Genomic DNA, 24951 nt, shown 5'->3' with positions numbered 1-24951 from the left:
GAGCCGGGTTTTGGGTGGAGCTACTTTTAAAGGCTGTGCTGGCCCTAACGGACGGGGTCGGAGCCGAGCCCGGGGTCGAGCGCGGAAGCGGTACCTGCGTTGCGGGCAGCGGCTGCGTCCTTGAGGAGGTCGCGGATTTCGGCGAGGAGTGCCGTATCTGCGGGGAGCGGCTCTTCCTCGGGTTCCTCGGTGGAGAGGCGGTCCTTGACCAGGGAGTTGATCTTGTTCATGGGCGCCACGAAGATGAAGTAGACCACGGCAGCCGTGATGACGAACGTGACCAGGGCGGTCAGGACGGCCCCGAAATCGACGAACGTGGCGGGGTTGTTTTCCCAGATCTTGAAGCCCAGGCCTTCGGCGTTCATGCCACCGGCCGCGGCGATGACCGGGTTGATGATGTGGGTGGTGAAGGCCCCGACGAGTGCGGTGAAAGCACTGCCGATCACCACGGCGATGGCCAGTTCGATCACGTTGCCGCGAAGGATGAAGTCTTTGAAACCCTTAAACATGGAGTGTCCTCAGCTCGGGTGCGGATGTCTGCCTCAGCAGTGAACAAACTACCATCCCCATGTTTCAACCCGGTGTAACGGGGTAGGGGAGTGCATCACGCGCGCTCCCCTGCCCCGTCACGACCTCAGCCAAACAGCGACCGGGTGTGGTCGTTCAGGAACATTCCGCGGGGATCGAATTCGCGGCGGACCTGGAGGAAAGTGTCGAGCTCCGGGTAGAGGCGCTCCAGCCGGCTGCGGGTCATGAAGTGGATCTTCCCCCAGTGTGCCCGGGGCTCGAATTCCTGGAGCACGCGGCGTTGGTGCGCCGCTTGCTGGGCCCGGTTTTTGATTATGAGCAGAGCCAGGACGGCGATCTGATCCTGACCCTGCGGACATATTTGGACTCCCAGCGTTCCTGGCAAAAGACGGCTGCGACGTTGTTCGCGCACCGGCAGACCATCATCTACCGGATCCGGAAAATCGGTGAGTTGACGGGGCTGGACATGGGCGAAACGTCCACGGTTGCGCAGTTGTGGTTCGCGCTCCAAATCCATGAGGCCATGCATCAGTAGTCACAGCTTGCTTGCGCTTTTTCAAAATAACCCGCTATGGTGTGAAGCGTGTCACTCACGTGATGCAACGCTTTTGATCTGCGGCGGGAGAGTCCTGCCGGTACATCCAGTCAGGCGCCGTAGGAGCAAATCCTCCCCAGGAATCTCTCAGGCCCATGTACCGCCGCGGTTAGGCAACTCTGGAAAGCAGTCCGGGAAACCGGGCTCACCGACGGTGCAAGCAGGCAACCATTCCTGCGGAATCTCTCAGGTCCAATACAGAGCGGGGAGGAACCCACATCATCGTGGCGCTCAACGGGCGCCTGAATCATGGAGTTCCTCTTGACTGTACAATCAACCCCCACCGCGTTCGCGGACCGGCATATCGGCGCCCGCCGCCAGGTCGATGTTGACACCATGCTCAAGGCCATCGGCTATGACTCTGTCGATGGCCTGGTGGACGTTGCTGTCCCAGATTCCATCCGCCAGGACACTGCGCTGAAGTTGCAGGACGCCCTCACCGAGGTGCAGGTCCTCACTGAGCTGCGCAAGCTGGCTTCCAAGAACAAAACTGCCGTGCAGATGATCGGCCAGGGCTACTACGACACCGTGACCCCGCCCGTCATCCGCCGCAACATCCTCGAATCCCCGGCTTGGTACACGGCCTACACCCCGTACCAGCCGGAAATTTCCCAGGGCCGCCTCGAAGCGCTGCTCAACTTCCAGACCATGGTCCAAGACCTCACGGGACTTCCCGTGGCCAACGCCTCGCTGCTGGACGAAGCTACCGCCGTTGCCGAGGCAGTGCTGCTCATGCGCAGGGCGAACAAGGCTGTGAAGGACGGCAAGACAGTCCTGGACGCCGACCTCCTCCCGCAGACCATCGCAATCGTGAAGGGCCGCGCCGAGGCGCTGGGTTTTGAGGTCGAGATCGCGGACCTCTCGGCTGGCCTGCCCGACGGCGACATCAACGGTATCGTCCTGCAGCAGCCGGGCGTTTCGGGCCGCGTTTTCAACCACGCCCCGGTGATCGCCGAAGCCAAGGAACGTGGCGCCTTGGTCACTGTCGCGGCAGATCTGCTGGCGCTCACCCTCATCACGCCCCCGGGCGAACAAGGTGCCGATGTCGCCGTCGGAACTGCGCAGCGCTTCGGCGTCCCGCTGTTCTTCGGCGGCCCGCACGCCGCGTACATGGCCGTCCGCGAAGGCATGGAGCGCACGCTTCCAGGCCGCATCGTCGGCGTCTCCAAAGACAACGCGGGCGTTCCGGCCTACCGCTTGGCCCTCCAGACCCGCGAGCAGCACATCCGGCGCGAAAAGGCCACGTCCAACATCTGTACAGCCCAGGCATTGCTGGCCATCGTGGCCTCGATGTACGCCGTCTACCACGGCCCGGAAGGCCTGAAGTCGATCGCCGAAACCGTTCACGGTCACGCACGCACGCTGGCGACGGCTCTGCAGGCGGCCGGCCGCGAGCTCGTGACCGAGGCGTTCTTCGACACACTCACCGTCCGCGTCCCCGGCAAGGCTGACAAAGTCATCGCCGCCGCCGAAGCCCGCGGCATCAACCTGCGGTTCATCGACGCCGACACCGTGGGCGTCTCCATTGATGAAACCACGACGCCGGAGGTCCTCTCCGCCGTTGCCGTCGCCTTTGGTGCCGGTCCGGTGAAGGACGCGGCCGGATTCGAGCTGCCTTCTGACGTGGTCCGGACAAGCGACTTCCTGCAGCACCCGGTGTTCAACACGCACCGTTCCGAGACGCAGCTGTTGCGCTATATCCGCAAGCTGTCCGACCGGGACCTCGCGCTGGACCGCACCATGATCCCGCTGGGTTCGTGCACCATGAAGCTGAACGCGACCGCTGAGATGGAAGCCATCTCCTGGCCGGAGTTCGCCTCCATCCACCCCTTCGCGCCGGACCACCAGACGGCCGGCTGGCGCGAACTGATCGAGGACCTGGAAGCGGACCTGACCGAGATCACCGGCTACGACCAGGTCTCCATCCAGCCGAACGCCGGTTCCCAGGGAGAGCTCGCCGGGCTCCTGGCAATCCGCGGCTACCACCTCTCCCGGGGTGACGAGCAGCGCACTGTCTGCCTGATTCCCGCTTCCGCGCACGGCACCAACGCTGCCTCCGCAGTGCTGGCCGGCATGAAAGTGGTTGTGGTGGCGACGGCTGCTGACGGGACCATCGACCACGCGGACCTGACCGCCAAGATCGAAGCCAACAAGGACGTGCTGTCCTGCATCATGATCACCTACCCGTCCACGCACGGTGTGTACGACGCCGACGTCGTTGAGGTGTGCGACGCCGTCCACCATGCTGGCGGCCAGGTGTACGTCGATGGCGCGAACTTGAACGCGCTGGTTGGTTTGGCGCAGCCGGGCAAGTTCGGTGGCGACGTGTCCCACCTGAACCTGCACAAGACGTTCTGCATCCCGCACGGCGGCGGCGGTCCCGGTGTTGGACCCGTTGCAGCAAAAGCCCACTTGGCTCCGTTCATGCCGGGCGATGCCAACAAGGCAGCCCACGAACCGGGTCATGGCGTGGCGATTTCCGCTTCGCGCTACGGATCCGCTGGTGTGCTGCCGATCTCCTGGGCTTACGTGAAGCTCATGGGTGGGCAGGGCCTCACTGAAGCCACCAAGTCGGCGCTGCTGGCCGCGAACTACGTTGCTTCCCGGCTGGATGAGCACTTCCCGGTCCTCTACACCGGAGAGGGCGGGCTGGTGGCGCACGAGTGCATCCTGGACCTGCGCGAGCTGACGGCCCGCACCGGAGTCACGGCTGAAGATGTGGCCAAGCGCCTCATCGACTTCGGCTTCCACGCCCCCACCCTCGCCTTCCCGGTTGCTGGGACGCTGATGGTGGAGCCCACCGAATCCGAAGACCTTGCCGAAATCGATCGTTTCATCGAAGCCATGATCACCATCCGTGCCGAGATCGAGCAGGTGGCCAGCGGTGATTTCACTGTCGAGGAGTCGCCGCTGCGCAACGCGCCGCACACCGCTGCCGCCGTCGTAAATTCCGACTGGGACCGCCAGTATCCGCGCGAGCAGGCCGCCTTCCCCGTCCACCACCTCAAGCAGGACAAGTACTTCCCGCCAGTGGGCCGCATCGACGGCGCAGCCGGCGACCGCAATCTGGTGTGCTCCTGCCCTCCGATCGAATCATTCGAGAACTAAAGGATCCCGATCATGACTGAGAACTACACGGCTCTGTACGAGCAACACAAAAAGGCGGGTGCCTCCTTCACGGACTTCGGTGGCTGGCAGATGCCGCTGAAATACGAGTCCGAGCTCGCCGAGCACCACGCAGTCCGCAACGCCGCTGGCCTGTTCGACCTCTCTCACATGGGCGAAGTCTGGGTCACCGGGCCGGAGGCTGCAGCGTTCCTGGACTACGCGCTGGTGGGCAAGCTGTCCGCGATCGCAGTGGGAAAGGCCAAGTATTCGCTCATCTGCGACACCGACGGCGGCATCATCGACGACCTCATCACGTACCGGCGCCCCTCGCCCGAAGAAGGCGTGGACCGGTACCTGGTGGTTCCCAATGCGGGCAACGCCAAGATCGTCGCGCAGGCACTTCGCGAACGTGCAGCCGGATTTGACGTTTCCGTGGAGGATGCGTCTGCCGAAACCTCACTGATCGCCGTGCAGGGACCCAACTCCGAGGGCATTCTGCTGGAGCTGGTCCCCGCCGAACAGCACGCGCTGGTCACCGAGCTGAAGTACTACGCAGCCGTTGACGTGAGCATCAACGGGCAGGACCTGCTGCTGGCACGCACCGGGTACACCGGCGAAGACGGCTTCGAGATCTATGTCCCGAACGTCGACGCTTCCGTACTGTGGGAAGCCCTTCTTGAAGCCGGTGAAGGCCAGGGACTCATCCCGGCAGGGCTCGCCGCCCGCGACTCCCTGCGCCTCGAAGCCGGAATGCCCCTCTACGGGAACGAGCTCTCCCGTCACATGAATCCCTACGCCGCCGGACTGGGACCCGTGGTTTCCCTGGCCAAGGAGGGTGATTTCGTGGGCAAGGAAGCGCTCGCCGCGATCAAGGCTGCGGGTGTCGGAGCCACTCTCGGCCAGAAGCTCGTGGGGCTCAAGGGAGCCGGCCGTCGTGCCGCCCGTGGGCACTACTCGGTGCTCAAGGACGGTTCCCTGATCGGTGAGGTGACCTCCGGGCAGCCCAGCCCGACGCTCGGTTACCCGGTCGCGTTGGCGTATGTCGACGTCGAACATTCCGTCGTTGGCACTGTGGTGGACGTCGACCTGCGCGGTAAGGCCGAGCCGTTTGAAGTCGTGCAGCTGCCGTTCTACAAGCGCACCAAGTAGCCCGGATCTTCGGGACCGCCGACCTCTGCATGCTCGGTCGCACGGGCGCCCGCTGGGCGGACGCGACGCTCCCTTGGACGCATGCTGCCGGTCGCCGGACCCGAACCGTTGTGGATGGTGGCACTGTTTGAACCCCTAAGCGCTGGTTGATGTGTCAACCTGCCGCGAGTGATCTTGAAAGTTTCAGTTAGTGAGAGAAGGAATCTTATGAGCAAGGTAGTTGCTGAATTGAAATACTCGGCTGAGCACGAGTGGGTTGCCGCCGATGGTGGCGGGCCGGTAGGCATTGGGATCTCCGCCGTTGCTGCGGACGCCCTGGGCGACATTGTCTACGTTGACCTGCCCGAGGTCGGTTCCACCGTGACCGCGGGGGAGACCTGCGGCGAGGTGGAGTCCACCAAGTCGGTGTCCGATCTGTACTCGCCCGTCACCGGCGAGGTCACCGAAATCAACGACGCCGTTGTTTCCGACCCCGCACTGATCAACAACGATCCCTACGGTGCAGGTTGGCTGTTCAAGGTGGCCGCCACCGAGGAAGGGCCGCTTATGTCGGCCGAGGAATACGCTGCAACGAACGGTGGAGAACTGTGAACCTTGTAACTGTCACTGAATACCAGCAGGTTGTATCGGCGTCGTTGGATGCCCAGCTGTCCGAGCTGGACCCTGAGGTCGCGGCAAAGATCGACGACGAACTGGGTCGCCAGCGCGACGGCCTGGAAATGATCGCCTCCGAGAACCACACGGCTGTGGCCGTGATGCAGGCGCAAGGCTCGGTGCTGACCAACAAATACGCCGAGGGCTACCCGGGCAAGCGCTACTACGGTGGCTGCGAGCACGTCGACGTGATCGAGCAGCTCGCGATCGACCGCATCAAGTCCCTGTTCGGCGCCGAGTACGCGAACGTTCAGCCCCACTCCGGCGCGCAGGCCAACGCTTCGGTGATGCACGCGCTCATCAAGCCGGGCGACACGATCATGGGCCTGAACCTCGCTCACGGTGGCCACCTGACGCACGGCATGCGCATCAACTTCTCCGGCAAGCTCTACAACGTGGTCCCCTACGGCGTCCGCGAGGACACCCACACGGTGGACATGGCCGAGGTGGAACGCCTGGCCCAGGAGCACAAGCCGGCACTGATCGTAGCTGGCTGGTCCGCATATGCGCGGCAGCTGGACTTCGCTGAATTCCGCCGGATCGCTGATTCCGTCGGGGCGTACCTGATGGTGGACATGGCCCACTTCGCTGGCCTGGTAGCCGCGGGGCTGCACCCCTCGCCCGTTCCGCACGCCCACGTCACCACCTCCACCACGCACAAGACCCTCGCCGGTCCGCGCGGCGGAATCATCCTGTCCAACGACGCCGACATCGCCAAGAAGATCAACTCTGCCGTGTTCCCGGGCCAGCAGGGCGGGCCGCTGGAGCACGTCATCGCGGGCAAGGCTGTTGCGTTCAAGATCGCTGCCTCGGAGGAATTCCGTGAGCGCCAGGAACGCGTTCTGGCTGGTTCCCGGATCCTCGCCGAGCGCCTGGTCCAGGACGACGTTGCCGCCAAGGGCATCTCCGTGGTGTCCAGCGGAACCGATGTGCACCTGGTGTTGGTGGACCTGCGCAACTGCGAGCTCGATGGCCAGCAGGCCGAAGACCGCCTCGCCGCGATCGACATCACCGTCAACCGCAACGCAGTTCCCTTCGACCCGCGCCCGCCCATGGTCACCTCCGGACTGCGGATCGGCACCCCTGCGCTGGCAACGCGCGGATTCGGGGAAGCAGCGTTCCGGGAAGTTGCGGACATCATCGCCGAAGCCCTTATGGCCGACGCCGACACCGACCTTTCGGGGTTGCGTCACCGCGTCGATGTCCTCGCGAAGGCGCACCCGCTGTACCCGGGCACGGCGAACCTGGGCTAGCGCCCATTTCGTGGTCTCGCTGCGTTGGCCATTGGGGCGCCAGCATCCTCCGCGTGCTCGGTCGCGAAAACGCCCGCTGGGCGGACGTGACGCTCCCTTAGACGCACGCTTCCGGACGCCGGCGCCCCAAAGGGCCAGGTTCAGGGCGCGAGTGTTGGGCAGGGCTAACGCACATTGATCTCCCGGGTGTGGCATTTGCTGGGAACGAATGCCACACATCACTACCGGGTTTGGGGGTTCGCACTGGGACCTCCACGGGGGCCGGGCCGGCCTTGGCTCGGGATTTGGTCCGGCCCCCACCTTGTTGTTTGTTTTCTTCTCCTCCCTGAAAGGGATCACGGCTATGGCTGTTGGTGTTTTCGATTTGTTCTCCGTGGGCATTGGTCCGTCGAGTTCGCATACGGTGGGCCCGATGCGTGCCGGGGCGGTGTTTGCCCGGGAACTTCGTGAGTCCGGCGTGCTGTCTTCTGTTGCAGGGTTGCGCGTTGATCTCTACGGTTCGTTGGCGGCGACGGGTCGTGGGCATGGGACGTTCACTGCGACCCTGCTTGGCTTGGAGGGCTACGAGCCGGAGTTGATCCTTCCCGATGAGGTGGAGGAGCGGTTGGCGTCGATTGCGGAGACGGGGAAGCTGAACCTGGCCGGCGAAGTGCTGCTGGATTATGCGGTGGAGGACATGGTTTTGCATCCGTTGACGGTGTTGCCGCGGCATACGAACGGGATGAAGTTCGCTGTCTCCGATGCCGAGGGGAATGTTCTCAAAGAGGCGACGTTCTTCTCGGTCGGTGGCGGGTTCATTGTCCGGGAGGGTGAGGAGTCCGCGGCGCAGGCGGAGTTGGAGGAGTCGAAGAAGGAGTTGCCGTTGCCGTTCCGGACGGCGGCGGAGTTGTTGGGCCGGTGCGCGTCCAAGGGTTTGGGGATCAGCGACATCATGTTCATCAATGAGCGGGCGTCCCGGTCCGAGGAGGAGATCCGGGAGGGTCTGCTGCATATTTGGGCTGTGATGGAGGCTTGTGTTGAAACCAGTTTGCAGCGTGAGGGTGTGTTGCCGGGTGGGTTGAAGGTCCGTCGTCGTGCGCCGGATTGGTTGGAGCGGCTCCTGAAGGAGGACAAGGACCGGAACGATCCGAAGTACTGGCAGGAGTGGGTGAACCTGATCGCGTTGGCGGTGAATGAGGAGAACGCCTCTGGTGGGCGGGTGGTGACGGCTCCGACCAATGGTGCTGCGGGGATCATTCCGGCGGTGTTGTATTACGCGTTGAATTACGCCCCGGGCATGGATAAAGCGACCCAGGCTGATAAGGACGATGTGGTGGTGAAGTTCCTGCTCGCTGCCGGTGCGGTGGGTGTGTTGTACAAGGAGCAGGCGTCCATTTCGGGTGCTGAGGTGGGTTGTCAGGGTGAGGTCGGGTCGGCGTCGTCGATGGCGGCTGCGGGGTTGGCTGAGGTGATGGGTGGTTCCCCGGGTCAGGTGGAGAATGCTGCGGAGATCGCGATGGAACATAACCTGGGGTTGACGTGTGATCCGATTGGCGGGTTGGTGCAGATTCCGTGTATCGAGCGGAATGCGATTGCTGCGGCGAAGGCGATCAACGCGGCGAAGATGGCGTTGTGGGGTGACGGGACGCACCGGGTCTCGTTGGACGAGGTGATCGTGACCATGCGTGAAACGGGTAAGGACATGTCCCACAAATACAAAGAAACAGCGATGGGCGGCCTCGCCGTCAACGTCGTCGAATGCTGAAAAACGCCCGTTGTGAGGCCCGCTTTGCCGCCTAAAACCCAGGCAAAGCACGCAGAGCAGACCCCGCAACGCACTGCCGCAAGAAGATTGAAACCCAAGAACGAAGGAACGTCATGACACTCGCACCTGAAGGCCGTAAGTTGCTGCGCGTTGAGCAGCGTAACTCGGCGGTACCGGTTGAACGTAAGCCTGAGTGGATCAAGGCCAAGGTCCAGATGGGTCCTGAGTTCGTCCAGCTCAAGAACCTGGTGAAGAAGGAAGGGTTGCACACGGTCTGTGAAGAGGCCGGTTGCCCGAACATTTTCGAGTGCTGGGAAGATAAGGAAGCGACGTTCCTGATCGGCGGGTCCGAGTGCACCCGGCGCTGTGATTTCTGCCAGATCGATACCGGCAAACCCTCCCCGGTGGACATGTTCGAACCCACGAAGGTGGCCCGCTCGGTGCAGGCCATGCAGTTGCGGTACGCGACGGTGACCGGGGTGGCCCGGGATGACCTGGCCGATGAGGGTGTGTGGTTGTACGCCGAAACGGTGCGGAAGATCCACGAACTGAACCCGGGAACCGGGGTGGAGTTGCTGATCCCGGACTTCTCCGGCAAGCCCGAGCACATCGCGGCGATCTGCGATTCCAAGCCCGAGGTGTTCGCGCACAACGTCGAGACCGTGCCGAGGATTTTCAAGCGGATCCGGCCGGCGTTCCGGTATGAGCGGTCCCTGGATGTCATCACCCAGGGCCGGGACCTGGGCATGGTGACCAAGTCCAACCTGATCCTGGGCATGGGCGAGACCCGTGAGGAGATTTCCGAGGCCCTGCGTGACCTGCACGCGGCCGGGTGTGACCTGATCACGATCACCCAGTACCTGCGCCCCTCCGAACGGCACCTTCCGGTGGACCGGTGGGTCAAGCCGCAGGAGTTCGTGGACCTGCAGCACGAGGCCGAGGAGATCGGATTCCTCGGCGTCATGTCCGGCCCGCTGGTCCGCTCCTCCTACCGTGCCGGACGTCTGTGGGCCACCGCGATGCGCAAGAAAGGCTGGGAAATCCCCGCCGCCCTGGCCCACATCGAGTCCTCCGGCACCACCCGCCAGGAAGCCTCCACCATCCTCGCAGCCCACAGCTAACCCCCCGGACGCGCTCCCTTGCCGGCACCCGTCGTGGCTATTTAAGGCCGATGTGTTCCGGGACATAGGGGAGTAGTGCCGCGCCAGCGCAGAAAAAAGGTTCGAACGCCAGCGCAGTTTTTGCTCAAGGCAGACACAAAGTTTGCGCACCCACGCTTAGGCGGCTTCCCAAAGAGGGGTCAGGGCACCTGTCCGCACTGTGGACAGCGGCCCCCGGAAGCAGGTACCTGCCCCGCGCCCTGCCAGCGATCGGGCGAGGGGCAGCAAGTAGCCCACCACTGAAAACTGAGTACCTGCATGGTGCGTGTGGGTATTCCGGGGCCGATGTTCGGATGAAAAAGAGGCGTACACCGGATCGTAGCCGCGGGGCGTGTGCGGCATGAAGCATGGGTGACATCGCTTCATCCGCCACCCTCGGCCGGATGGTGGGGGTTGCCCAGCGGCTCCCGAAACCGATCAACCAAGGAGCTACATCATGCGCAAACTTTCCAAGAAGAGCCGGGTCACCGCCGCAGTCGCAGGCGTCGCGTTGGTGGCGGTGGGTGGCGGAGCTGCCTACGCCTACTGGACCACCACAGGTTCGGGCAGCGGCGCGGCAACCAACTCGGCCGGTGGCGGTACCGTCACACTTCACGCGACCTTTGCAGGCGGACTCGCTCCGGGCAACTCCGTCCCGGTTTCCTACACCGCGGACAACTCGACGACGTCCAGCACCGTGGTGGGTGCCCTCAGCGCGAATGTGACCACCAACGTGGCGGGCTGCCTTCCCGCATGGTTCGAGGTCACCGCTGTAACGAGCAACAGCCCCGTCGCAGCAGGCGCCACCGGAACTTCCGTAGGCAGCGGCGTCCTGAAGTTCAATGACAATGCCGTCAACCAGGACGCCTGCAAGTCCGCGATCGTCACGGTCAACGTCGGCAGCCTCTAGGCCGTCACGCGCCGGGGGCCACGTTTCACACGTCGGCCCCCGGCTCACCCTTGCACCTCACTGCCTTTTAACGTCCCAAGCTATCGTCCGAAAAGAGCCTCCATGGACCACCGGCCAGAGCGCACCGCACCGATCCAGCGAGCAGGAATCCCACTCCGTGCCCTGCTGCTTGCACTGGTGGTGGCCGTGGTACCCGTTGCGGCCCTGGCAGCGGGCAACGGGCAGGGCAATAACCAAGGCAACGGGCAGGGCAACGCAGCAGCCAGCGTCAAGGGGATCACCGTCACGCTGTCCCCCTCAAGCCGCACCGTGGACCAAGGGCAGTCCGCAACCTTTACGGTGTCCGCTACCTCAACAGGAGGCTTCACTGGTCCGGTGGCGTTCACCGTGACCGGGCTGCCGGCTGGAGCGGCAGCCAGCGCCGCGCCATCGTCGGTTAACCTCACGTCAGGAAGCACCGCCCAGACGACCCTGACCGTATCCACGTCCACCACCACTCCGGCGAACAAGACGGATTTCACTGTCAAGGGCAGCAGCGGAGCAACGGTGTCGAACGCGGCGCCGGGCCAGTTGCAGGTACTGGAAGTCAAGCGCACTTTCGGGGTGACGGGGACGGTGAACGGGCTTCTGGCCCCGGGCGTTTCCCGCGCCGTGGACCTCCAGATCTCCAACCCGCAGAACAAGAGCATCGCGGTGACGAACCTGTCGATGGAAATCAGCCAGGTAGTCCGGACATCTGCAGCGGTGGCGGCGAACTTGCCGTGCACAGCGGCGGACTACCAAGTCACCCAGTACTCGGGGGCGTACTCATTGACCGTGGAACCGGGCACCCGCTCCCTGTCAGGCCTTGGCGTGGCCCAAGCGAAGTGGCCCCAGATCAAGATGCTCGATACCAACAAACTGCAGGACGGTTGCAAAGGCGCGACCCTCCAGCTCACCTACACAGGCACGGGACAGGCGAACTGACATGAAGACGACAGTCCGAATCCCCCGCACCCCCAGCACGGGGCGCCTTGCACGAACGGCAGCGGCCACCGTAGCGCTTTGCCTCCTGGGCGGTGCCGGCTCCGCCTACGCCTACTGGGCGACTACCGGGGCCGGATCCGGCGCCGCAACCAACGGCACCATGCAGACCGTCACGGTAAGCGCACTCGTCCCGGGCGATACCCTGCAAACCAGCTTGGTGCCAGGTGGAACCGCCGACGTCATCCTGAGGGCCAGCAACCCCAACCCCCACCCAGTGACCATCTACGGAGTCTCCGGCAACGGTCCCGTGACCGCCGATTCAAATCACTCCGGCTGCACCACCACGGGCGTCACCTTTACGCCACCCGCGGCACCGCTGACGCCAACGGTCACTATTCCCGCGAGCAGCTCAATCCTGCTCACGCTGCAAGGCGCCGCAAAGATGGACGCCACCTCCATGTCGGCCTGCCAAGGAGCCCAATTCGGCGTTCCCGTCACGTTGGAGGTACGGAAGTGAACCCGAAACGCACTATCCCTGCCACTGCATTCGGCAAGTGGAACCGCCTTGCCCTGGTGGTGGCGGGAATCCTCCTCGTCTCGTGGGGCGGCCCGGCAGCCAGTGCATTCTGGGGTTCCGTAGGCACTGGTTCCGGCGCATCAGTAGCCGACGCCGTTGCCCAAGGCGCCAAGCCCACCACCGCCGTTTCAGGCGCCAACGTCACCGTCTCCTGGGCGGCCACTACGACGGCGGCAGGCCGGCCCGTGGGCGGCTACAGCATCGCCCGGTATGGAACAGCAACCGGGGGAACCAAGGTGCCAGCGACCGGTGGCTGCAGCTCCAGCGTCGCAGGACTAAGTTGCATTGAAAGCAATGTTCCTGCGGGGACCTGGTACTACTCTGTGACGCCAATGCTCTCCCTCTGGCAGGGCACTGAAAGCACACGAAGCGTTGGTACCACCCCGGTCACCGACACCACACCGCCCCTTGCTCCCGTGGTGACGGCTCCGACCTACGTTCATCAGGGCAACGTCACCAACGTTCCTGTCGGTGGCACCGCGGAAGCCAATTCAACAGTGGTCCTCACCGTCACTGGCGGCGGGGCCGCAGCAATCACCCAAAACATCACCACCTCCGGGGCCGGTAACTGGAACGCTGCGCCGTTGAACCTCAGTGCTTACAACCCGGGCACCATCACCTTCTCCGCGAAGGCAACTGACGCGGCGGGCAATACGGGACCGGCGGGCACGGCGACATCAACCAAGGACGTTTCGTCTCCCACGGTCACGGGAGTGCAGCTGATCAACGGCGGCGGTACCTCCGGCAGTGGCATCGTGGGCTCCGGCGACAAAGTCATCCTGACGTTCTCCGAACCTCTCGCCGCCAGTTCCATCTGCACGGCGTGGACCACCAACACGTCTCAGACGCTCAGTGGCAATGGAGTGGTGTCGGTGGCAGTCTCCACGGCCAGCGAACTTACAGTCACCAGCAACGGATGCACTGTGGGAAAGGTGGCGCTTGGGGCGGTCTACACTTCGACGCCATTGACATTCGCCGGAAACGGAAGCAACGCCTCCAGCCTGGCGTGGACTCCCACCCAGACATCCGGGACACTGACCATCACCCTCGGAGGTGTGAACATCGCCGGAGACAAGACAGTTACTTCAACCTCGGTGTTCCCCACTTACACCCCGGCAACGGGCATCACAGACATCGCAACCAACCCGATTGTCCCCGGTGGGGTGAACGGCGCACCCTCCCGTTTCTGATCCCTCCATCGTTCCAACGCAGTACGTCACAGATAGTGCCCCTCAGCGTGATGAGGGGCACTATCTGTGCCTGATCCCCGAGTAGGCCAGCGCTCGGAGCGTAACCTTGAAGCGGACGCCAGCGCCGCCGTCGTACGTTTGATCCTGCGACGAAAGGCGAGCCGCCCTTTGAAGGCTGTAGCGGAAATGTTCACGATGGGTCCGGGGAACAAGGACCACCATCCCGCCCTACGCTGCGCCGTAGGGGTGTTCGTGCCGCTGATCGTTTTGACGCTGCTGGGGCGGCTGGATCTGGCGGTGTTTGCGTCGTTTGGGGCTTTCACCGGAATCTATGGGCGCAATGAACCGCACAGCGTCCGTTTCCGCAGCCAGCTTCGGGCTGGCGGCTTCATGCTTTTCATCATCCTCTGCGCCACATTGCTGGCCCGTGGGGAGCATGCGTGGGGCCTGGACGCTACCTCTTACTCCTGGATCCTGATCGTTGCGACGACCATCGTGGCCGGTGCCTGCTCCGTGGTGGTGGCTGCCTGGCGACTCCGCCCCGGCGGCTCCCTCTTTCACATTTTTGCTTTTGCCGCGATCGCTTCGATACCCACGCAGCCGCCCCTGTGGGAGGCAATGCTTGTGGCAGTCCTGACTAGCGGTTTCTGCCTGTTGGTCGGCATGTCGTCACGTGTGGTCAAAAGTCATCGAACGCCATGGAAAAAGCCGCCGCCCATCCGGCACACGCCGGCCAAACTCCGGGCGATCTGGCTTGAAGGGGGTGGCTACCTGATAGCGGCCGGGCTCGCCGGGACGTTGGCGACGCTGGTGGGCCAACAGCTTGGCTTTGGCCACACGTACTGGGCCATGGTGGCAGCGGTGGTGCCCCTGGTGGGCCATTCCACCCGGCACCGGGTGAGCCGGGGTATCCAAAGGATCGCGGGAACGGTGCTTGGCCTGGTGCTCCTGGCAGGCATCCTGTGGCTCAATCCAGCGCCGTGGGCCATGGTCCTGGTCATAGCGGCGTGCCAGTTCGGGGCCGAGATGTTCATTGCCCGGCAGTATTTCATCGCACAGCTCTTCGTCACCCCGCTTGCCCTGATTGCCACGCTCCTCGCCGCGCCGGTGGACCCGAGTCTGCTCCTCCGGGACCGGATCATCGAGACCGTCATAGGTGCCGCCGTCGGTGTTGCAGTCGTGGTGGCCCCGGCAGTGTGGCGACGTGTCCGGCTGCGCCAAGTCTCGTTCAGCGAACGGTAGTCCGGGATCTTCGCTTCATGGACTAGTATCAATTGGTTAGACAATCAAGATACATGTCTACCAAAGGACTGGTGTGAGCGACAGGGATGAACGCAAGGGATATTGGTACGGGCTGGAGAGCCGTAAGCAGATGGGCGCCGTGGACGTCCTGAACGCACTCAGGGACTACCGGACGGCCGAAGCTGACATGCGGCGGCGAACGCGCGCCTCGATGGGCATGGGGGAGACCGACCTGATGGCGTTGCGGTACCTGCTTGAAGCCGAGCGTGCCGGCCGGGAGGTGGGCCCCAAGGAGTTGGCGGTACGGCTTGGGGTGACCTCGGCCTCCATGACGTCCTTGGTGGACCGCCTGGTGAGGTCCGGCTACGTTACCCGAGAGCCCCACCCGACTGATCGTCGAGCCCTCATTCTCCGCCCGACGCCGGGGTCGGAACAGGAGGTCCGCAGCACCTTGGGCGACATGCATTCGCGCATGATGGAGGCCGCCGAAACGCTGAGCAGCAAAGACTCCGCGGTGGTGGTTGAGTTCCTTCGGCGTATGCGCAAGGCGATCGACAGCGTCTCCTCCTGAAGCTGAGTTGGACATTATTGATAAGTACACATATAACTAGATAGCCAAGCTACTTACTAGGGAATGTGTGGGCAAGCGATGACAATCGTGCTGCGTGAACCGAGTTCCACCCCCGTCGTCCACGAAGACGTTGACGTCATCACTGACCAGGTCATCCCGGCAGGCCCCGTACATTGCGGTTCACGCATGGCGATTTCCGCTGGCCCGGCCCACGATGCCATGCAGTGGGTTTCCGTCGAACCGATCTGCCCCGAGTGGGCCTGCGGTTGCGGCTTCCGGATGGACATCGACGCCATAGATCCGGTGAGCGGCGTCTGGATCGCCGCCCTTCGGCGCCAGAGCCTGCAACATGAGCTGGCAATCTCCCAGAACACCCTGGCGCTCGCCTTCAAGAGGGCAGTCGATGCAGGAGTGGACCCCGTCGCCCTCGCCGAGGTGGCAGGTGTGCCTGCTGCCGAGATTGAATCACTGCTCCAATGACGCTCATGGAGACGGCGGCCGACCGCGCTGATCGCGGGGCCGCCCCTTCCGACGTGGTCCTTGGAGGACGATATCGGCTGGGCAAGCAGCTGGGCGGGGGATCCGAAGCCTACGTCAAGGAAGCCCGGGACCTGGAGTCAGGCACCACTGTGGCCGTCAAGATCTTCAGGACCACAGCCAAGGACGCTCCTTTTCGACGCGAACTGGACATCCATGGCCCTTTGCGCCACAAGAACATCGCCAGGGTGGTGTCCTCCGGAAGCACCGAGGGCGACGACGTTCAAGGCGCCCACAACTACCTGGTGATGGAACTGGTCCAGGGCCAGGACTTGCGGACCCTTCTTGAGGAAGGGCCAGCCTCACCGCATCAGACCGTTGAGTGGATGACCGGGATTGCCAGGGCCTTGACGTTCCTGCACAGGCGCGGGATTGTCCACAACGACATCAAGCCCGGCAATATCCTGGTGGATTTCGCCGGCGACCCAGGCGGCGTAGGAGTGGCCAAGCTGACCGATTTTGGCATCGCACTCAACGGACGGCACCCTGCGCCGAGCTCCTCCTCCGGGACGCCGCACTATCTGAGTCCGGAAGAAGTCTGTGGGGGCACCTCAACTGCTGCCAGTGACATTTATTCGTTGGGCCTGGTTGCCCTCGAATGCCTCACCGGAACAAAAGCCTTTCCCGGTCCTCCCCTTGAGTCCATGGTTGCGAGGACCCTGGGCGAACCACGAATTCCCGGAACGGTCCGGCGGCGCTGGTCCATGGTGCTTCATGCCATGACAGACCCCGACCCGGCGGGTAGACCGTCTGCCAGCCACGTTGTCGGTATGCTCCGACGGCTCGGCTGGTAGCCAACAATCAGGTCGATAGCGGCGTGCGCTCTCATGCCGAACTGGGACCTCATCACGAAAGAGAGATAAATAATGGGAATCATTGGTTGGATTATTCTGGGTCTGATCGCCGGCGCCATCGCCAAGGCCATCATGCCGGGCCGTCAGGGTGGCGGCTGGATCGCTACGCTGCTCCTGGGCATCGTTGGCGCCATCCTGGGTGGATGGATCGGCAGCGCGCTCTTCAACGTTGGCATCAACGAGTTCTGGTCGCTGTCCACCTGGTTGCTGGCCATCGTGGGCGCACTGATCGTCCTGGCTATCTGGGGCCTGCTCACGCGCAAGAAGGCGTAACTGGCTGACAGCAAGGGAGGCCCCGACGCCGCGTTTCACGACGCAGGCGCCGGGGCTCTCTGGTTTTAAGGGGCCCTTTGAGGGGGCCCTTTTTCTTAACGCCCCCTTTTTGGCGTCACTCTTGAGGGGCCGTGCACGGCGTTTTCTGACCGCGGCCGGTCATATATTCCCCAGTCGGGCCCCGGCTGGGTGTGGCCCCGGACCCTCCGCTACGCTGCTCGACGTCACCACCCACCGCACGCTAAGGGCCAACGATGTACTCTTCAGCCGCCGCCGCCATCAAAGGTCCGCCGGGACAGAGCCTCAAACCAGGCACCCTCGGGACAGCCTTGGGCGCCTTCGGAGTCGCCGGCATCATGGGCATCGTCGCTGTGGTCCTGCATGGCTTGGGGCAGCAATCCCCGTATGTTGGCCCCGGTTACTCCGGCTGGGCCCAAGCGGCCGCGGATTCCCCGGCGGCTGCTGCAAGGTGGTTCCTGGGGGACATGACGGAGCCGCTCTTCTACAAGTCCGACCTCGCAGCCCTGGGGCTGTTGGCGGGAGCAGGGTTGGCCCGGTGGGTCGGCCGCCGACAGGGCCGCGTCGGGCGGCGGGAGAGCCTGGGTCCCTGGATTCTTGCGTCGGCTTCGCTGAGTTTGCTGCTGTCCAACGTGGCGTTCGGATGGTTGCTCGACGACGGGTGGCAGCCAACGTTCGTGCCTTTCGTTTGCGTGGCTCCGGCCGTGGTGATCCTCTACGGGGCCGGGTGGCAAACGTGCCTCACGGGCGCCGTGCTCGGTGCGGCCACCGTCACGCCCTTGGCGTTGATATTCATCCCCATCCTCGCCAACCCCCTTGGCCTGCCGCCCGTGGTGGCAAACGTCCTGGCGATGTCCGGGGGGTCCATTCTCTCTTTCCTGGTCGCACGACGGTTGCCCTGGCTTGTCCTGCGCGAGCGCGAGCCGGACCTCGGCGCGGAACGGAACCTGCCGGCGTCGGGCTTTAACCAGTCGCTCCTCGGGGAAGCCCTGTGGGCTGCGCGACGGGTCATCAGGGACTTCACGGAGACGCACTTCATCGCCAAGGGGTTCGCCAGCGTCGGCATGCTTTCCGGGGCTGTGGTGGCGTATGTCCTTAATCCTGGGTTGCCGTCCTACGGGTCCGGACTGCTTCCGCACATCCTCTTTGCGCAAGCACTTACCTCCGCGATCGGTGTGGTCCTTTGGCGGGCCTGGTACCTGGATGGCGGTTGGGCTGCGACGTATGCGTCCGTGGTGTCCGTCGCCCCGGCGGCCGTCCTCGCCACCGGTGGTTCCTTTTTCGGCGTCGTGGGCGGGGCGATCCTGGGCGCTGTACTGGCCCCGCCGCTGGCCCGGGTTTTCTCCGCAAAGCTGCCCGCGGACTTCCACCCTGTCATAGGCAACACTGCAGCCATGGCGGTATCGACGGCGGTCGCCGTACCGTTGCTTGGACTGCTGCCTGCCTGAGGCCGGGAGGCGGACGGGTTGCGTCCGGAGGTCAGCCTCCGATGTGGTGGATCGTGAAGGCGCTAAGGAACCCGACGGCGGCCGTCAGTCCGGTCATGTTGTGGTGCTCCTCGAACGCTTCGGGAATCATCGTGTCTGCCAGCATCGCCAGGATTCCGCCGGCCGCAATGGCTGTAATGAAGGCGATCACCGACTCAGGCGCGTCCTCCAGGGCGGCGTACCCCACCAGGGCGGCAAGTCCGCTGAAGACTGCGATGCCAACCCAGGTTCCAAACACGTAAGCGGGGCTGCGGCCGGACTTCTTCATGCCGGCTGTGCTGGACAGGCCTTCGGGGACATTGGAGATGAAGACGGCGGCAAGCATCGCCGGACTGACGGCTCCACCGGCCAACAGCCCCACGCCAAGGACCACGGACTCGGGGATGCCGTCGATGAGCGCGCCCACGGCAATGGCGGTACCGCTGCCCGGGGAATCCTTCTCGGTGGGTTGGGGCTCACTGGAGCGCTTCCTGTGCTTCGCCCCCGCCCGGGCCAGGAGAACGTTGGACCCAACAAAGATCAGTGCCCCCAGAAGGAAGCCGAGGACCGTGGGGAGCAACCCTCCGCCGTTCACGGCCTCGTCCACCAGTTCGAAGGCGAGTGCGGAAATCAGGACGCCGGCGCCGAAGGCCATGACAGTGGAAACCACCTTGGCGGGCACTTTCCACATCCACGCCACACCAGCGCCAAGAACCAACGCCCCGCCTGCCAGCGTCCCCCACAGCAGGGCCTGTAACCACATCGGCATTGACTTGCCCTTTCATCGCCGGTCCATATGCATCAAGCAGTTTTTCATAAGGAACCTTAGAAACTGTAAAAAGTCTTGAGGTTTTCCTGAGGGACTGTTGCGGGTTTGCAGGATTGGTTCTTGAGGGTGGCCCTGCAGAGTAGTTCTTGTCAGCCAGAGAGGCTGGAACGAAGAACGGCCGGCCGGTCTCACGGTGGCCTACCGAAAGGACATTGATTCCCATGGCCATCAGCCTCAAGACCACCTCCGGCAAGATCCTCGCTTCCGTCGCACTGGTCGGCACCGCGGCCGCCGTCGCCGGCATGGGAACCTACGGCGCGTTCACCTCCTCGACCTCCGCCTCACAGGCCGTCACCGCAGGAACCGTCACCATCGCCCTGGGCACCGGCGCCAACAACACCCTCAACGTCCCCGTCGCGGGCCTGCTGCCCGGCGACAAAGTCGAAAAGCTCGTCACCCTGGCCAACACCGGCAACTCCGACCTGAACAACGTCACCCTCACCACCTCCGCCGGCGCCACCGGATCCCTGCTCACCACCGACACCACCAACGGCCTGCAGCTGACCATCGAAAACTGCTCCGTTGCCTGGACCGGCACCGCCGCTCCCTACACCTGCGCCGGCACCAAAACCACCGTCCTGGCCTCAGGCCCGGTCATCGCCGCGAACAGTGTCCTGAACAACCTGACGTCCCTGACGAGCACCAAGACCGACAACCTCAAAGTCACCACCGCTTTGCCCGCCACCGCGGACAACACCTTCCAAGGCGCCACCTCCACCGTCGGGTTCTCCTTCACCGGCACCCAGCGCACGCAAACCACCAAGTAGTCACCACGGTCCCGCGGAGGCCCTCCGACGGCCCCGAGAGGGGGCCGGAAGGGGGCCGCACCAGACTCCGCCGGGCCTGATCGGCCACCCCCCTGCCTGATCAGGCCCGCCGGGTTTTCCTGAGCCAGACTTGAGGAATTTCCGCAGTAAGCCTGAGCCACGCCCTGCAGACTAAGAAGCAGAACAACAACCCCTCCCGGAAGGAACGCCAGGACAATGAGCGCACTGAGCACCATCACTACCCCCGCCCTTCGCGGCCGGCGTTCCGCCGCTTCAAAGCCTGCACCATCCCCAAAGACCGCCGCTGTGAAGCAGCCCGCAGCGGCCACAACCGTCCCCGCCGGTGAACGGAGCACGTTCCGTCGGATCACAAGCCTGGCTGTTAAGTCCGTCGGCGTTGGCACGCTGGTCCTGGCGGCGCTGGTTTTCCTGTTCCTGGCCATCGGCCCGCGGGTCCTGGGGTACCAGACCTCCACCATGCTGACCGGGTCCATGGCCCCGCTGATCAACCCGGGCGACGTCGTCGTGACCGTTCCGACCCCCATCTCGGACGTCAAGGTAGGCGACATCATCACGTACCACATCCCAGTCGAAGACCAGCGGGTGGAAACCCACCGCATCACCGAAATCACCCCCACAGCCGATGGCGGCGTAGCTGTGCAGACCAAGGGCGACGCCAACAACGGCATCGATCCGTGGATCGCCACCTTGCAGGGCAAGACCGTGGACAAGCAGGTCGCAACCATCCCGTACGTCGGCAACGCAATCCGTGCACTCCGCGAACCGATGGTCCGGAACATCCTGATGTACGGCGCACCGGCGATCCTGGTCATCGGTATGCTCGCCTCCATCTGGACCAAGGACGGCAACAAGACGACGCCGAAGGGCGCCGCGGTGCCGCAGGCGGCCAGCGGTAAGTGAGGGACGGGGTGCTCCTGCCCTGGAACGGTGCAAGACGCAGGCGCCGGCCGAGGAGTTGGGCGACTCCCGGCCGGCGCTCCGTTTTCTCTCGACCTATCTCTCCATGCTGCTGGGAAGGATCCTGAGGAACTCCACCGCGCTCCCCGAACGCCGTCGCGGGGTTAGCGTCCGGCGAGCACGTTTGCGACGGCGGTTTTGACTTCGCGGGGCACCAGGACCAAGGCGGCAACGGCCAGCAGGCCGGCGATCGCGAAGACATAGAAGCCGGCAGGGTAGGCGATGTTGGCGGCAACCAATGTTCCCGTCACTGCCGGGCCGACGATTGCGCCGAGCCTGCCGACGCCGGCGGCGAAGCCCAGCGCAGTTCCCCTGAGCCGTGGCGGGAACAACTGGCTGACCCACGCATAAACCAGGACCTGGGAGCTGAAAACGAAAATGCCGGTTACGAAGACGGCGGCATTGAGCAGGAATTCGTTCGGGATCTTGACGCTGAGGATCGCAAGGAGCACCGCGGACAGTCCAAACCACAGCAAAACAATCTTCTTGGTACCGTGCTTGTCGGCGAGGAATCCGGCCAGGAACAGGCCTGCGACGGCGCCCAAGTTAAGGACCAGCAGCAGCGTCAAGCCGGTGCTGACCGGGTACCCGGCGGCAGCCATCAGCTGCGGAAGCCAGGTGTTCAGCCCGTAAACCAACAACAAGCCCATGAACGACGCGATGCCGATGCCAACCGCAACCAAGGGGTACGGCTTCTGCAACAGGTCGCGGAAACCGGTCTTGGGTGCAGCTTGGCTGCTTTCAGCGGAAGGCACGACGGCGGCAGGCGCCTTGGTGGGCTGGCTGGACGCACCGGGGGCGGCTTCGGGCAGTGACTCGGGCAGCTTGGCCCAAAGGAACGGCAGGAGAACCAGCCCGGCAGCGCCGCCGATGATGAACATGAGCCGCCAGTTCGGAACGATCAGGATTGCCAGCAAAGCGGTGGCGACGGCACCAACGTGGTAGCCAGTCATGGTCCGGGTGGTGGACTTTCCTGCTGAACCCGCTGGCGCGTAGTCGTTCATGTAGGCCAAGGCTGCGGGAAGGCATGCGCCCAGTCCCAGCCCGGCAAGAAGGCGCAACACCGAGAACACTGCAACGTTCGGTGCGAACGCGACCCCAATGGTGAAGATTGAGAAACCGGCAACGCACGCGATCAGCAGCTTGCGGCGGCCGAACGTGTCGGAGAGGGGTGCAATGAACAGTGCGCCAAGTCCTACGCCCACCAAGGAGATGGTGGCGGCGAAGGTGGCTCCTACTGCATCGAATCCCAACTCCCCGGTCTTGATGAGTGTGGGTATGACGGTTCCCAGGACCACCAGGTCGAAGCCGTCCAGCACCATGGCTAGCCAGCACAGCCACACGGGCCATTGAGATCGGTGGGCAGATGGCATCGTTGGCATAGCGTCCTCGGTACGTCTTGGCAGTGCGTCTTGGTGCTGGTCCCGGGCCAGCGGCGCGGCCTTTCGGGTATGAGAGTTGTATCACCGTCGCATGTTGCCTGGCACACGTTCTACCATTGAATGGAAGGCACCTCCGTGCTTTTCTCAAGGACGCTCCAAATGAGGATGGCATCGTGGCTAACTCCGCATCCGGCGATTCCGTGGTGGACCGGGTCGTGCGGGTCATCGAGGCATTCCCTGAGGGTGTCACCACGCTTCAGCTGACGGAGTTGGCCGACCGGGCTGAGCTCCCTTTGTCATCTGCCCACCGGCTGATCCGTCAGCTTTCCCACCACGGGCTCCTCGACCTGGGGCCGGGCGGAACCGTCCGCCTGGGCTTGCGGCTCTGGGAACTCGTCAATCGAAATTCACCCACGCTGGCCCTCCGCCAGGCGGCAATGCCGTTCATGGAGGATATTCAGCAGGTCCTCAATCAGAACGTGAACCTTGCTGTGCTCGATGGCTGGGACGCGCTTTTTGTTGAACGGCTCTCCCGTCGCGGATCGGTGGCCAACCGCGCACAAATCGCAGGTCGCATGCCCGTACACATTTCCTCAGCTGGCCTGGCCCTGATGTCCCACCAGTCGCGGGAGCTGCACGCCGAGTACCTCCGGCAGTTCCACGACCCGGCCGGGAAGGTGAGTGCCGACGTCGTACGCCACCTGCTGGCCGAGGCCGCCCAGCAGGGGTATGCGCAGCTGGCTGGCGTCGTGGATCCGGATACTTGGGGGATCGCCGTTCCGGTGATGAACGGTAAGCGGAAGACGGTTGCCGCGTTGGGGGTCGTAGTGCCCCTTGCCGAGATGCGGCTCCAAGCGCTGGTTCCGGCCCTTCAGACTGCGGCCCGCGGAATCGGACGCCAGCTCGCCTAGCTGTCGGCTTCCGTTGAACGGAATTGCTGTAACGGTCATCACGCCGATGGGGACAGACTGAGGCCAGACCAATACAGCCCTGGCCGAAGCGCCGGGATCCGCAACGAAGCGAGGAACAACCATGGCACGCACGCCCATCAAGACCCAAGTGGCCATTATGGGGGCCGGCCCCGCGGGCCTCATGCTCTCCCACCTTCTGGCCAAGCAGGGCATCGAGTCCGTGGTGGTGGAAATCCGCAGCCGCAAGGACATCCAGGAAACCGTACGGGCCGGCATCCTGGAGCACGGCACGGTGAACCTGCTGGTCGACTCGGGGGTGTCGGACCGAGTGCTCCGCGAAGGCGACCGGCACGACGGCATCGAACTGCGCTTCAACGGTGAAAGCCACCGCATCAACTTCAAGGAACTGGTCGGCGAATCCGTGTGGCTCTACCCGCAGACGGACGTTTTCATGGACCTGGCCGCCCGACGCGAAGCCGACGGCGGCGCCGTCCACTACAGCGTCACGGACACTACTGTGCACGACCTCGAAGGCAAGCCGAAGGTCTGGTTCACCAATGCCGACGGGCAGGAATTCGAGATTCAGGCAGACTTCCTCGTCGGCGCCGACGGATCCCGCAGCCACTGCCGCTTCCAGATTCCTGAAGCGAACCGCAAGTGGTACTTTCACGAATATCCATTCGCGTGGTTCGGCATCCTCGCCGAAGCCCCGCGCAGCTCAGACGAGCTGATCTACGCGAACTCGAACAACGGTTTCGCCCTGATCAGCCAGCGCACCGAGACTGTTCAGCGCATGTACTTCCAGTGCGACCCCAAAGAGAACGTTGCCGACTGGGATGACGAACGCATCTGGTCCGAGTTCCGCAAACGAGTCAATGGCAACGGATTCGAGCTCAAGGAAGGACCGGTCCTCGAAAAGATGGTCCTGCCCTTCCGCAGTTTCGTCCATACGCCCATGCGTCACGGAAACCTGTTCCTTGCCGGCGATGCGGCCCACACCGTGCCGCCGACGGGTGCCAAGGGCCTCAACCTGGCTATCCACGACGTCAAGGTGCTCTTTGAAGGTCTCGACTCGTTCTACTCCAACGGCTCAACCACGCTGCTGGACTCCTACAGCGACCGGGCGTTGGAGCGGGTATGGAAGGCGCAGCACTTCTCCTACTGGATGACATCCATGCTGCACACCGTGCCCGGCGCCGGCGAGTTCGACCGCGCCCGCCAGCTTGGCGAACTCCACTCCGTGGTGACCTCGGAGCACGCCAAGGCGTACCTCGCGGAGTCGTACACAGGATGGCCGACCTCACGCTGAC

General features: G+C 63.9%; 25 protein-coding genes and 1 riboswitch. Of the genes, 21 read left to right on the top strand and 4 right to left on the bottom strand.

Translation table 11 applies throughout. The annotated features are described in order from the left end of the window. Positions 1 to 44: 44 nt before the first annotated feature. On the bottom strand, positions 45 to 509 hold the full coding sequence (gene mscL / locus ABHM97_RS01415) for a large conductance mechanosensitive channel protein MscL (protein ID WP_235518457.1): 465 nt from the start codon (positions 507 to 509) through the stop codon (positions 45 to 47). Positions 510 to 634: 125 nt separating this feature from the next. Further along, complete coding sequence (locus ABHM97_RS01410; RefSeq protein WP_235518459.1) at positions 635 to 754, bottom strand: D-arabinono-1,4-lactone oxidase; 120 nt, start codon at positions 752 to 754, stop codon at positions 635 to 637. A 3-nt stretch (positions 755 to 757) separates the two neighbouring features. Between ABHM97_RS01410 and ABHM97_RS01405 the strand changes: the two genes are divergently transcribed. From ABHM97_RS01405 to ABHM97_RS01325, 17 genes are all read left to right on the top strand, one after another. Then, complete coding sequence (locus tag ABHM97_RS01405; protein WP_502921243.1) at positions 758 to 1063, top strand: PucR family transcriptional regulator; 306 nt, start codon at positions 758 to 760, stop codon at positions 1061 to 1063. A gap of 74 nt (positions 1064 to 1137) precedes the next feature. Further along, a riboswitch (glycine riboswitch) is annotated at positions 1138 to 1236 on the top strand. A gap of 148 nt (positions 1237 to 1384) precedes the next feature. Beyond that, positions 1385 to 4231 carry an aminomethyl-transferring glycine dehydrogenase gene (gcvP, locus tag ABHM97_RS01400; protein WP_349469308.1) on the top strand — a complete coding sequence of 949 codons (2847 nt, stop codon included), beginning with the start codon at positions 1385 to 1387 and terminating at the stop codon, positions 4229 to 4231. 12 nt (positions 4232 to 4243) lie between these two features. After that, a complete protein-coding gene (gene gcvT / locus ABHM97_RS01395) occupies positions 4244 to 5380 on the top strand; it encodes a glycine cleavage system aminomethyltransferase GcvT (RefSeq protein WP_349469307.1) in 1137 nt (378 codons plus the stop codon). 207 nt (positions 5381 to 5587) lie between these two features. Next, a complete protein-coding gene (gcvH, locus tag ABHM97_RS01390; RefSeq protein ID WP_211711111.1) occupies positions 5588 to 5971 on the top strand; it encodes a glycine cleavage system protein GcvH in 384 nt (127 codons plus the stop codon). Then, positions 5968 to 7287 (top strand): serine hydroxymethyltransferase, encoded by a 1320-nt coding sequence (glyA, locus tag ABHM97_RS01385; protein WP_349469306.1) that lies wholly within the window; start codon positions 5968 to 5970, stop codon positions 7285 to 7287. The genes gcvH and glyA overlap by 4 nt, the downstream gene beginning before the upstream one ends. 343 nt (positions 7288 to 7630) lie before the next feature. Next, positions 7631 to 9031, top strand: a complete 1401-nt coding sequence (locus tag ABHM97_RS01380) for an L-serine ammonia-lyase (protein WP_349469305.1) — start codon at positions 7631 to 7633, stop codon at positions 9029 to 9031. A gap of 113 nt (positions 9032 to 9144) precedes the next feature. After that, the gene (lipA, locus tag ABHM97_RS01375; protein WP_178995563.1) at positions 9145 to 10152 is read left to right on the top strand and encodes a lipoyl synthase; all 1008 of its coding nucleotides are present in this window, start codon (positions 9145 to 9147) and stop codon (positions 10150 to 10152) included. Positions 10153 to 10627: 475 nt separating this feature from the next. Further along, positions 10628 to 11080: a hypothetical protein gene (locus tag ABHM97_RS01370; RefSeq protein WP_349469304.1), complete on the top strand. Its 453-nt coding sequence runs from the start codon at positions 10628 to 10630 to the stop codon at positions 11078 to 11080. A gap of 102 nt (positions 11081 to 11182) precedes the next feature. Continuing rightward, the gene (locus tag ABHM97_RS01365) at positions 11183 to 12046 is read left to right on the top strand and encodes a hypothetical protein (protein ID WP_349469303.1); all 864 of its coding nucleotides are present in this window, start codon (positions 11183 to 11185) and stop codon (positions 12044 to 12046) included. A gap of 1 nt (position 12047) precedes the next feature. Continuing rightward, positions 12048 to 12563, top strand: coding sequence for a hypothetical protein (locus tag ABHM97_RS01360; RefSeq protein WP_349469302.1), 516 nt, complete (start codon positions 12048 to 12050; stop codon positions 12561 to 12563). Then, positions 12560 to 13813, top strand: coding sequence for a hypothetical protein (locus tag ABHM97_RS01355; protein ID WP_349469301.1), 1254 nt, complete (start codon positions 12560 to 12562; stop codon positions 13811 to 13813). The genes ABHM97_RS01360 and ABHM97_RS01355 overlap by 4 nt, the downstream gene beginning before the upstream one ends. A 168-nt stretch (positions 13814 to 13981) precedes the next feature. Beyond that, on the top strand, positions 13982 to 15055 hold the full coding sequence (locus ABHM97_RS01350; RefSeq protein WP_349469532.1) for an FUSC family protein: 1074 nt from the start codon (positions 13982 to 13984) through the stop codon (positions 15053 to 15055). Between the two features lie 73 nt (positions 15056 to 15128). Continuing rightward, entirely contained in the window at positions 15129 to 15626 is a 498-nt protein-coding gene (locus ABHM97_RS01345; protein WP_349469300.1) for a MarR family winged helix-turn-helix transcriptional regulator, read from the top strand. Between the two features lie 78 nt (positions 15627 to 15704). Continuing rightward, on the top strand, positions 15705 to 16106 hold the full coding sequence (locus tag ABHM97_RS01340; RefSeq protein WP_349469299.1) for a hypothetical protein: 402 nt from the start codon (positions 15705 to 15707) through the stop codon (positions 16104 to 16106). Next, positions 16103 to 16957 (top strand): serine/threonine-protein kinase, encoded by an 855-nt coding sequence (locus ABHM97_RS01335; protein WP_349469298.1) that lies wholly within the window; start codon positions 16103 to 16105, stop codon positions 16955 to 16957. Before ABHM97_RS01340 ends, ABHM97_RS01335 begins: the two co-directional genes overlap by 4 nt. 72 nt (positions 16958 to 17029) lie before the next feature. Continuing rightward, positions 17030 to 17290 (top strand): GlsB/YeaQ/YmgE family stress response membrane protein, encoded by a 261-nt coding sequence (locus tag ABHM97_RS01330; RefSeq protein WP_235518535.1) that lies wholly within the window; start codon positions 17030 to 17032, stop codon positions 17288 to 17290. Positions 17291 to 17544: 254 nt separating this feature from the next. Next, positions 17545 to 18756, top strand: coding sequence for a hypothetical protein (locus tag ABHM97_RS01325; RefSeq protein ID WP_349469297.1), 1212 nt, complete (start codon positions 17545 to 17547; stop codon positions 18754 to 18756). A gap of 31 nt (positions 18757 to 18787) precedes the next feature. On the opposite strand, the gene ABHM97_RS01320 is transcribed toward ABHM97_RS01325, so the two are convergent. Further along, positions 18788 to 19543, bottom strand: coding sequence for a ZIP family metal transporter (locus ABHM97_RS01320; protein ID WP_235518540.1), 756 nt, complete (start codon positions 19541 to 19543; stop codon positions 18788 to 18790). A 221-nt stretch (positions 19544 to 19764) separates the two neighbouring features. On the opposite strand from ABHM97_RS01320, the gene ABHM97_RS01315 reads away from it, so the two are divergent. Both ABHM97_RS01315 and ABHM97_RS01310 read left to right on the top strand, forming a co-directional pair. Next, entirely contained in the window at positions 19765 to 20370 is a 606-nt protein-coding gene (locus ABHM97_RS01315) for a TasA family protein (RefSeq protein ID WP_235518541.1), read from the top strand. Positions 20371 to 20586: 216 nt separating this feature from the next. After that, positions 20587 to 21291: a signal peptidase I gene (locus ABHM97_RS01310; RefSeq protein ID WP_349469296.1), complete on the top strand. Its 705-nt coding sequence runs from the start codon at positions 20587 to 20589 to the stop codon at positions 21289 to 21291. A 161-nt stretch (positions 21292 to 21452) separates the two neighbouring features. Here the strand turns inward: ABHM97_RS01310 and ABHM97_RS01305 are convergent, their stop codons facing one another. Then, complete coding sequence (locus tag ABHM97_RS01305) at positions 21453 to 22730, bottom strand: MFS transporter (RefSeq protein WP_349469295.1); 1278 nt, start codon at positions 22728 to 22730, stop codon at positions 21453 to 21455. A gap of 173 nt (positions 22731 to 22903) precedes the next feature. Between ABHM97_RS01305 and ABHM97_RS01300 the strand changes: the two genes are divergently transcribed. Together ABHM97_RS01300 and ABHM97_RS01295 are read left to right on the top strand one after the other, a co-directional pair. Then, the gene (locus ABHM97_RS01300) at positions 22904 to 23641 is read left to right on the top strand and encodes an IclR family transcriptional regulator (RefSeq protein ID WP_349469294.1); all 738 of its coding nucleotides are present in this window, start codon (positions 22904 to 22906) and stop codon (positions 23639 to 23641) included. A gap of 121 nt (positions 23642 to 23762) precedes the next feature. After that, positions 23763 to 24950, top strand: coding sequence for a 4-hydroxybenzoate 3-monooxygenase (locus ABHM97_RS01295; RefSeq protein ID WP_349469293.1), 1188 nt, complete (start codon positions 23763 to 23765; stop codon positions 24948 to 24950). Position 24951: the final 1 nt, after the last annotated feature.

The organism is Paenarthrobacter sp. CAP02 (genome assembly GCF_040137855.1).
Classification (GTDB): domain Bacteria; phylum Actinomycetota; class Actinomycetes; order Actinomycetales; family Micrococcaceae; genus Arthrobacter.
This window is presented reverse-complemented; position numbering and strand designations above follow the sequence as displayed.

Excerpts from the sequence above, each read along its gene's own strand:
- mscL (WP_235518457.1), bottom strand. The coding sequence starts at position 509 with ATGTTTAAGGGTTTCAAAGACTTCATCCTTCGCGGCAACGTGATCGAA.
- ABHM97_RS01410 (WP_235518459.1), bottom strand. The coding sequence starts at position 754 with ATGACCCGCAGCCGGCTGGAGCGCCTCTACCCGGAGCTCGACACTTTC.
- gcvT (WP_349469307.1), top strand. The coding sequence starts at position 4,244 with ATGACTGAGAACTACACGGCTCTGTACGAGCAACACAAAAAGGCGGGT.
- gcvH (WP_211711111.1), top strand. The coding sequence starts at position 5,588 with ATGAGCAAGGTAGTTGCTGAATTGAAATACTCGGCTGAGCACGAGTGG.
- ABHM97_RS01380 (WP_349469305.1), top strand. The coding sequence starts at position 7,631 with ATGGCTGTTGGTGTTTTCGATTTGTTCTCCGTGGGCATTGGTCCGTCG.
- lipA (WP_178995563.1), top strand. The coding sequence starts at position 9,145 with ATGACACTCGCACCTGAAGGCCGTAAGTTGCTGCGCGTTGAGCAGCGT.
- ABHM97_RS01370 (WP_349469304.1), top strand. The coding sequence starts at position 10,628 with ATGCGCAAACTTTCCAAGAAGAGCCGGGTCACCGCCGCAGTCGCAGGC.
- ABHM97_RS01365 (WP_349469303.1), top strand. The coding sequence starts at position 11,183 with ATGGACCACCGGCCAGAGCGCACCGCACCGATCCAGCGAGCAGGAATC.
- ABHM97_RS01360 (WP_349469302.1), top strand. The coding sequence starts at position 12,048 with ATGAAGACGACAGTCCGAATCCCCCGCACCCCCAGCACGGGGCGCCTT.
- ABHM97_RS01340 (WP_349469299.1), top strand. The coding sequence starts at position 15,705 with ATGACAATCGTGCTGCGTGAACCGAGTTCCACCCCCGTCGTCCACGAA.
- ABHM97_RS01335 (WP_349469298.1), top strand. The coding sequence starts at position 16,103 with ATGACGCTCATGGAGACGGCGGCCGACCGCGCTGATCGCGGGGCCGCC.
- ABHM97_RS01330 (WP_235518535.1), top strand. The coding sequence starts at position 17,030 with ATGGGAATCATTGGTTGGATTATTCTGGGTCTGATCGCCGGCGCCATC.
- ABHM97_RS01325 (WP_349469297.1), top strand. The coding sequence starts at position 17,545 with ATGTACTCTTCAGCCGCCGCCGCCATCAAAGGTCCGCCGGGACAGAGC.
- ABHM97_RS01320 (WP_235518540.1), bottom strand. The coding sequence starts at position 19,543 with ATGCCGATGTGGTTACAGGCCCTGCTGTGGGGGACGCTGGCAGGCGGG.
- ABHM97_RS01315 (WP_235518541.1), top strand. The coding sequence starts at position 19,765 with ATGGCCATCAGCCTCAAGACCACCTCCGGCAAGATCCTCGCTTCCGTC.
- ABHM97_RS01310 (WP_349469296.1), top strand. The coding sequence starts at position 20,587 with ATGAGCGCACTGAGCACCATCACTACCCCCGCCCTTCGCGGCCGGCGT.
- ABHM97_RS01305 (WP_349469295.1), bottom strand. The coding sequence starts at position 22,730 with ATGCCAACGATGCCATCTGCCCACCGATCTCAATGGCCCGTGTGGCTG.
- ABHM97_RS01295 (WP_349469293.1), top strand. The coding sequence starts at position 23,763 with ATGGCACGCACGCCCATCAAGACCCAAGTGGCCATTATGGGGGCCGGC.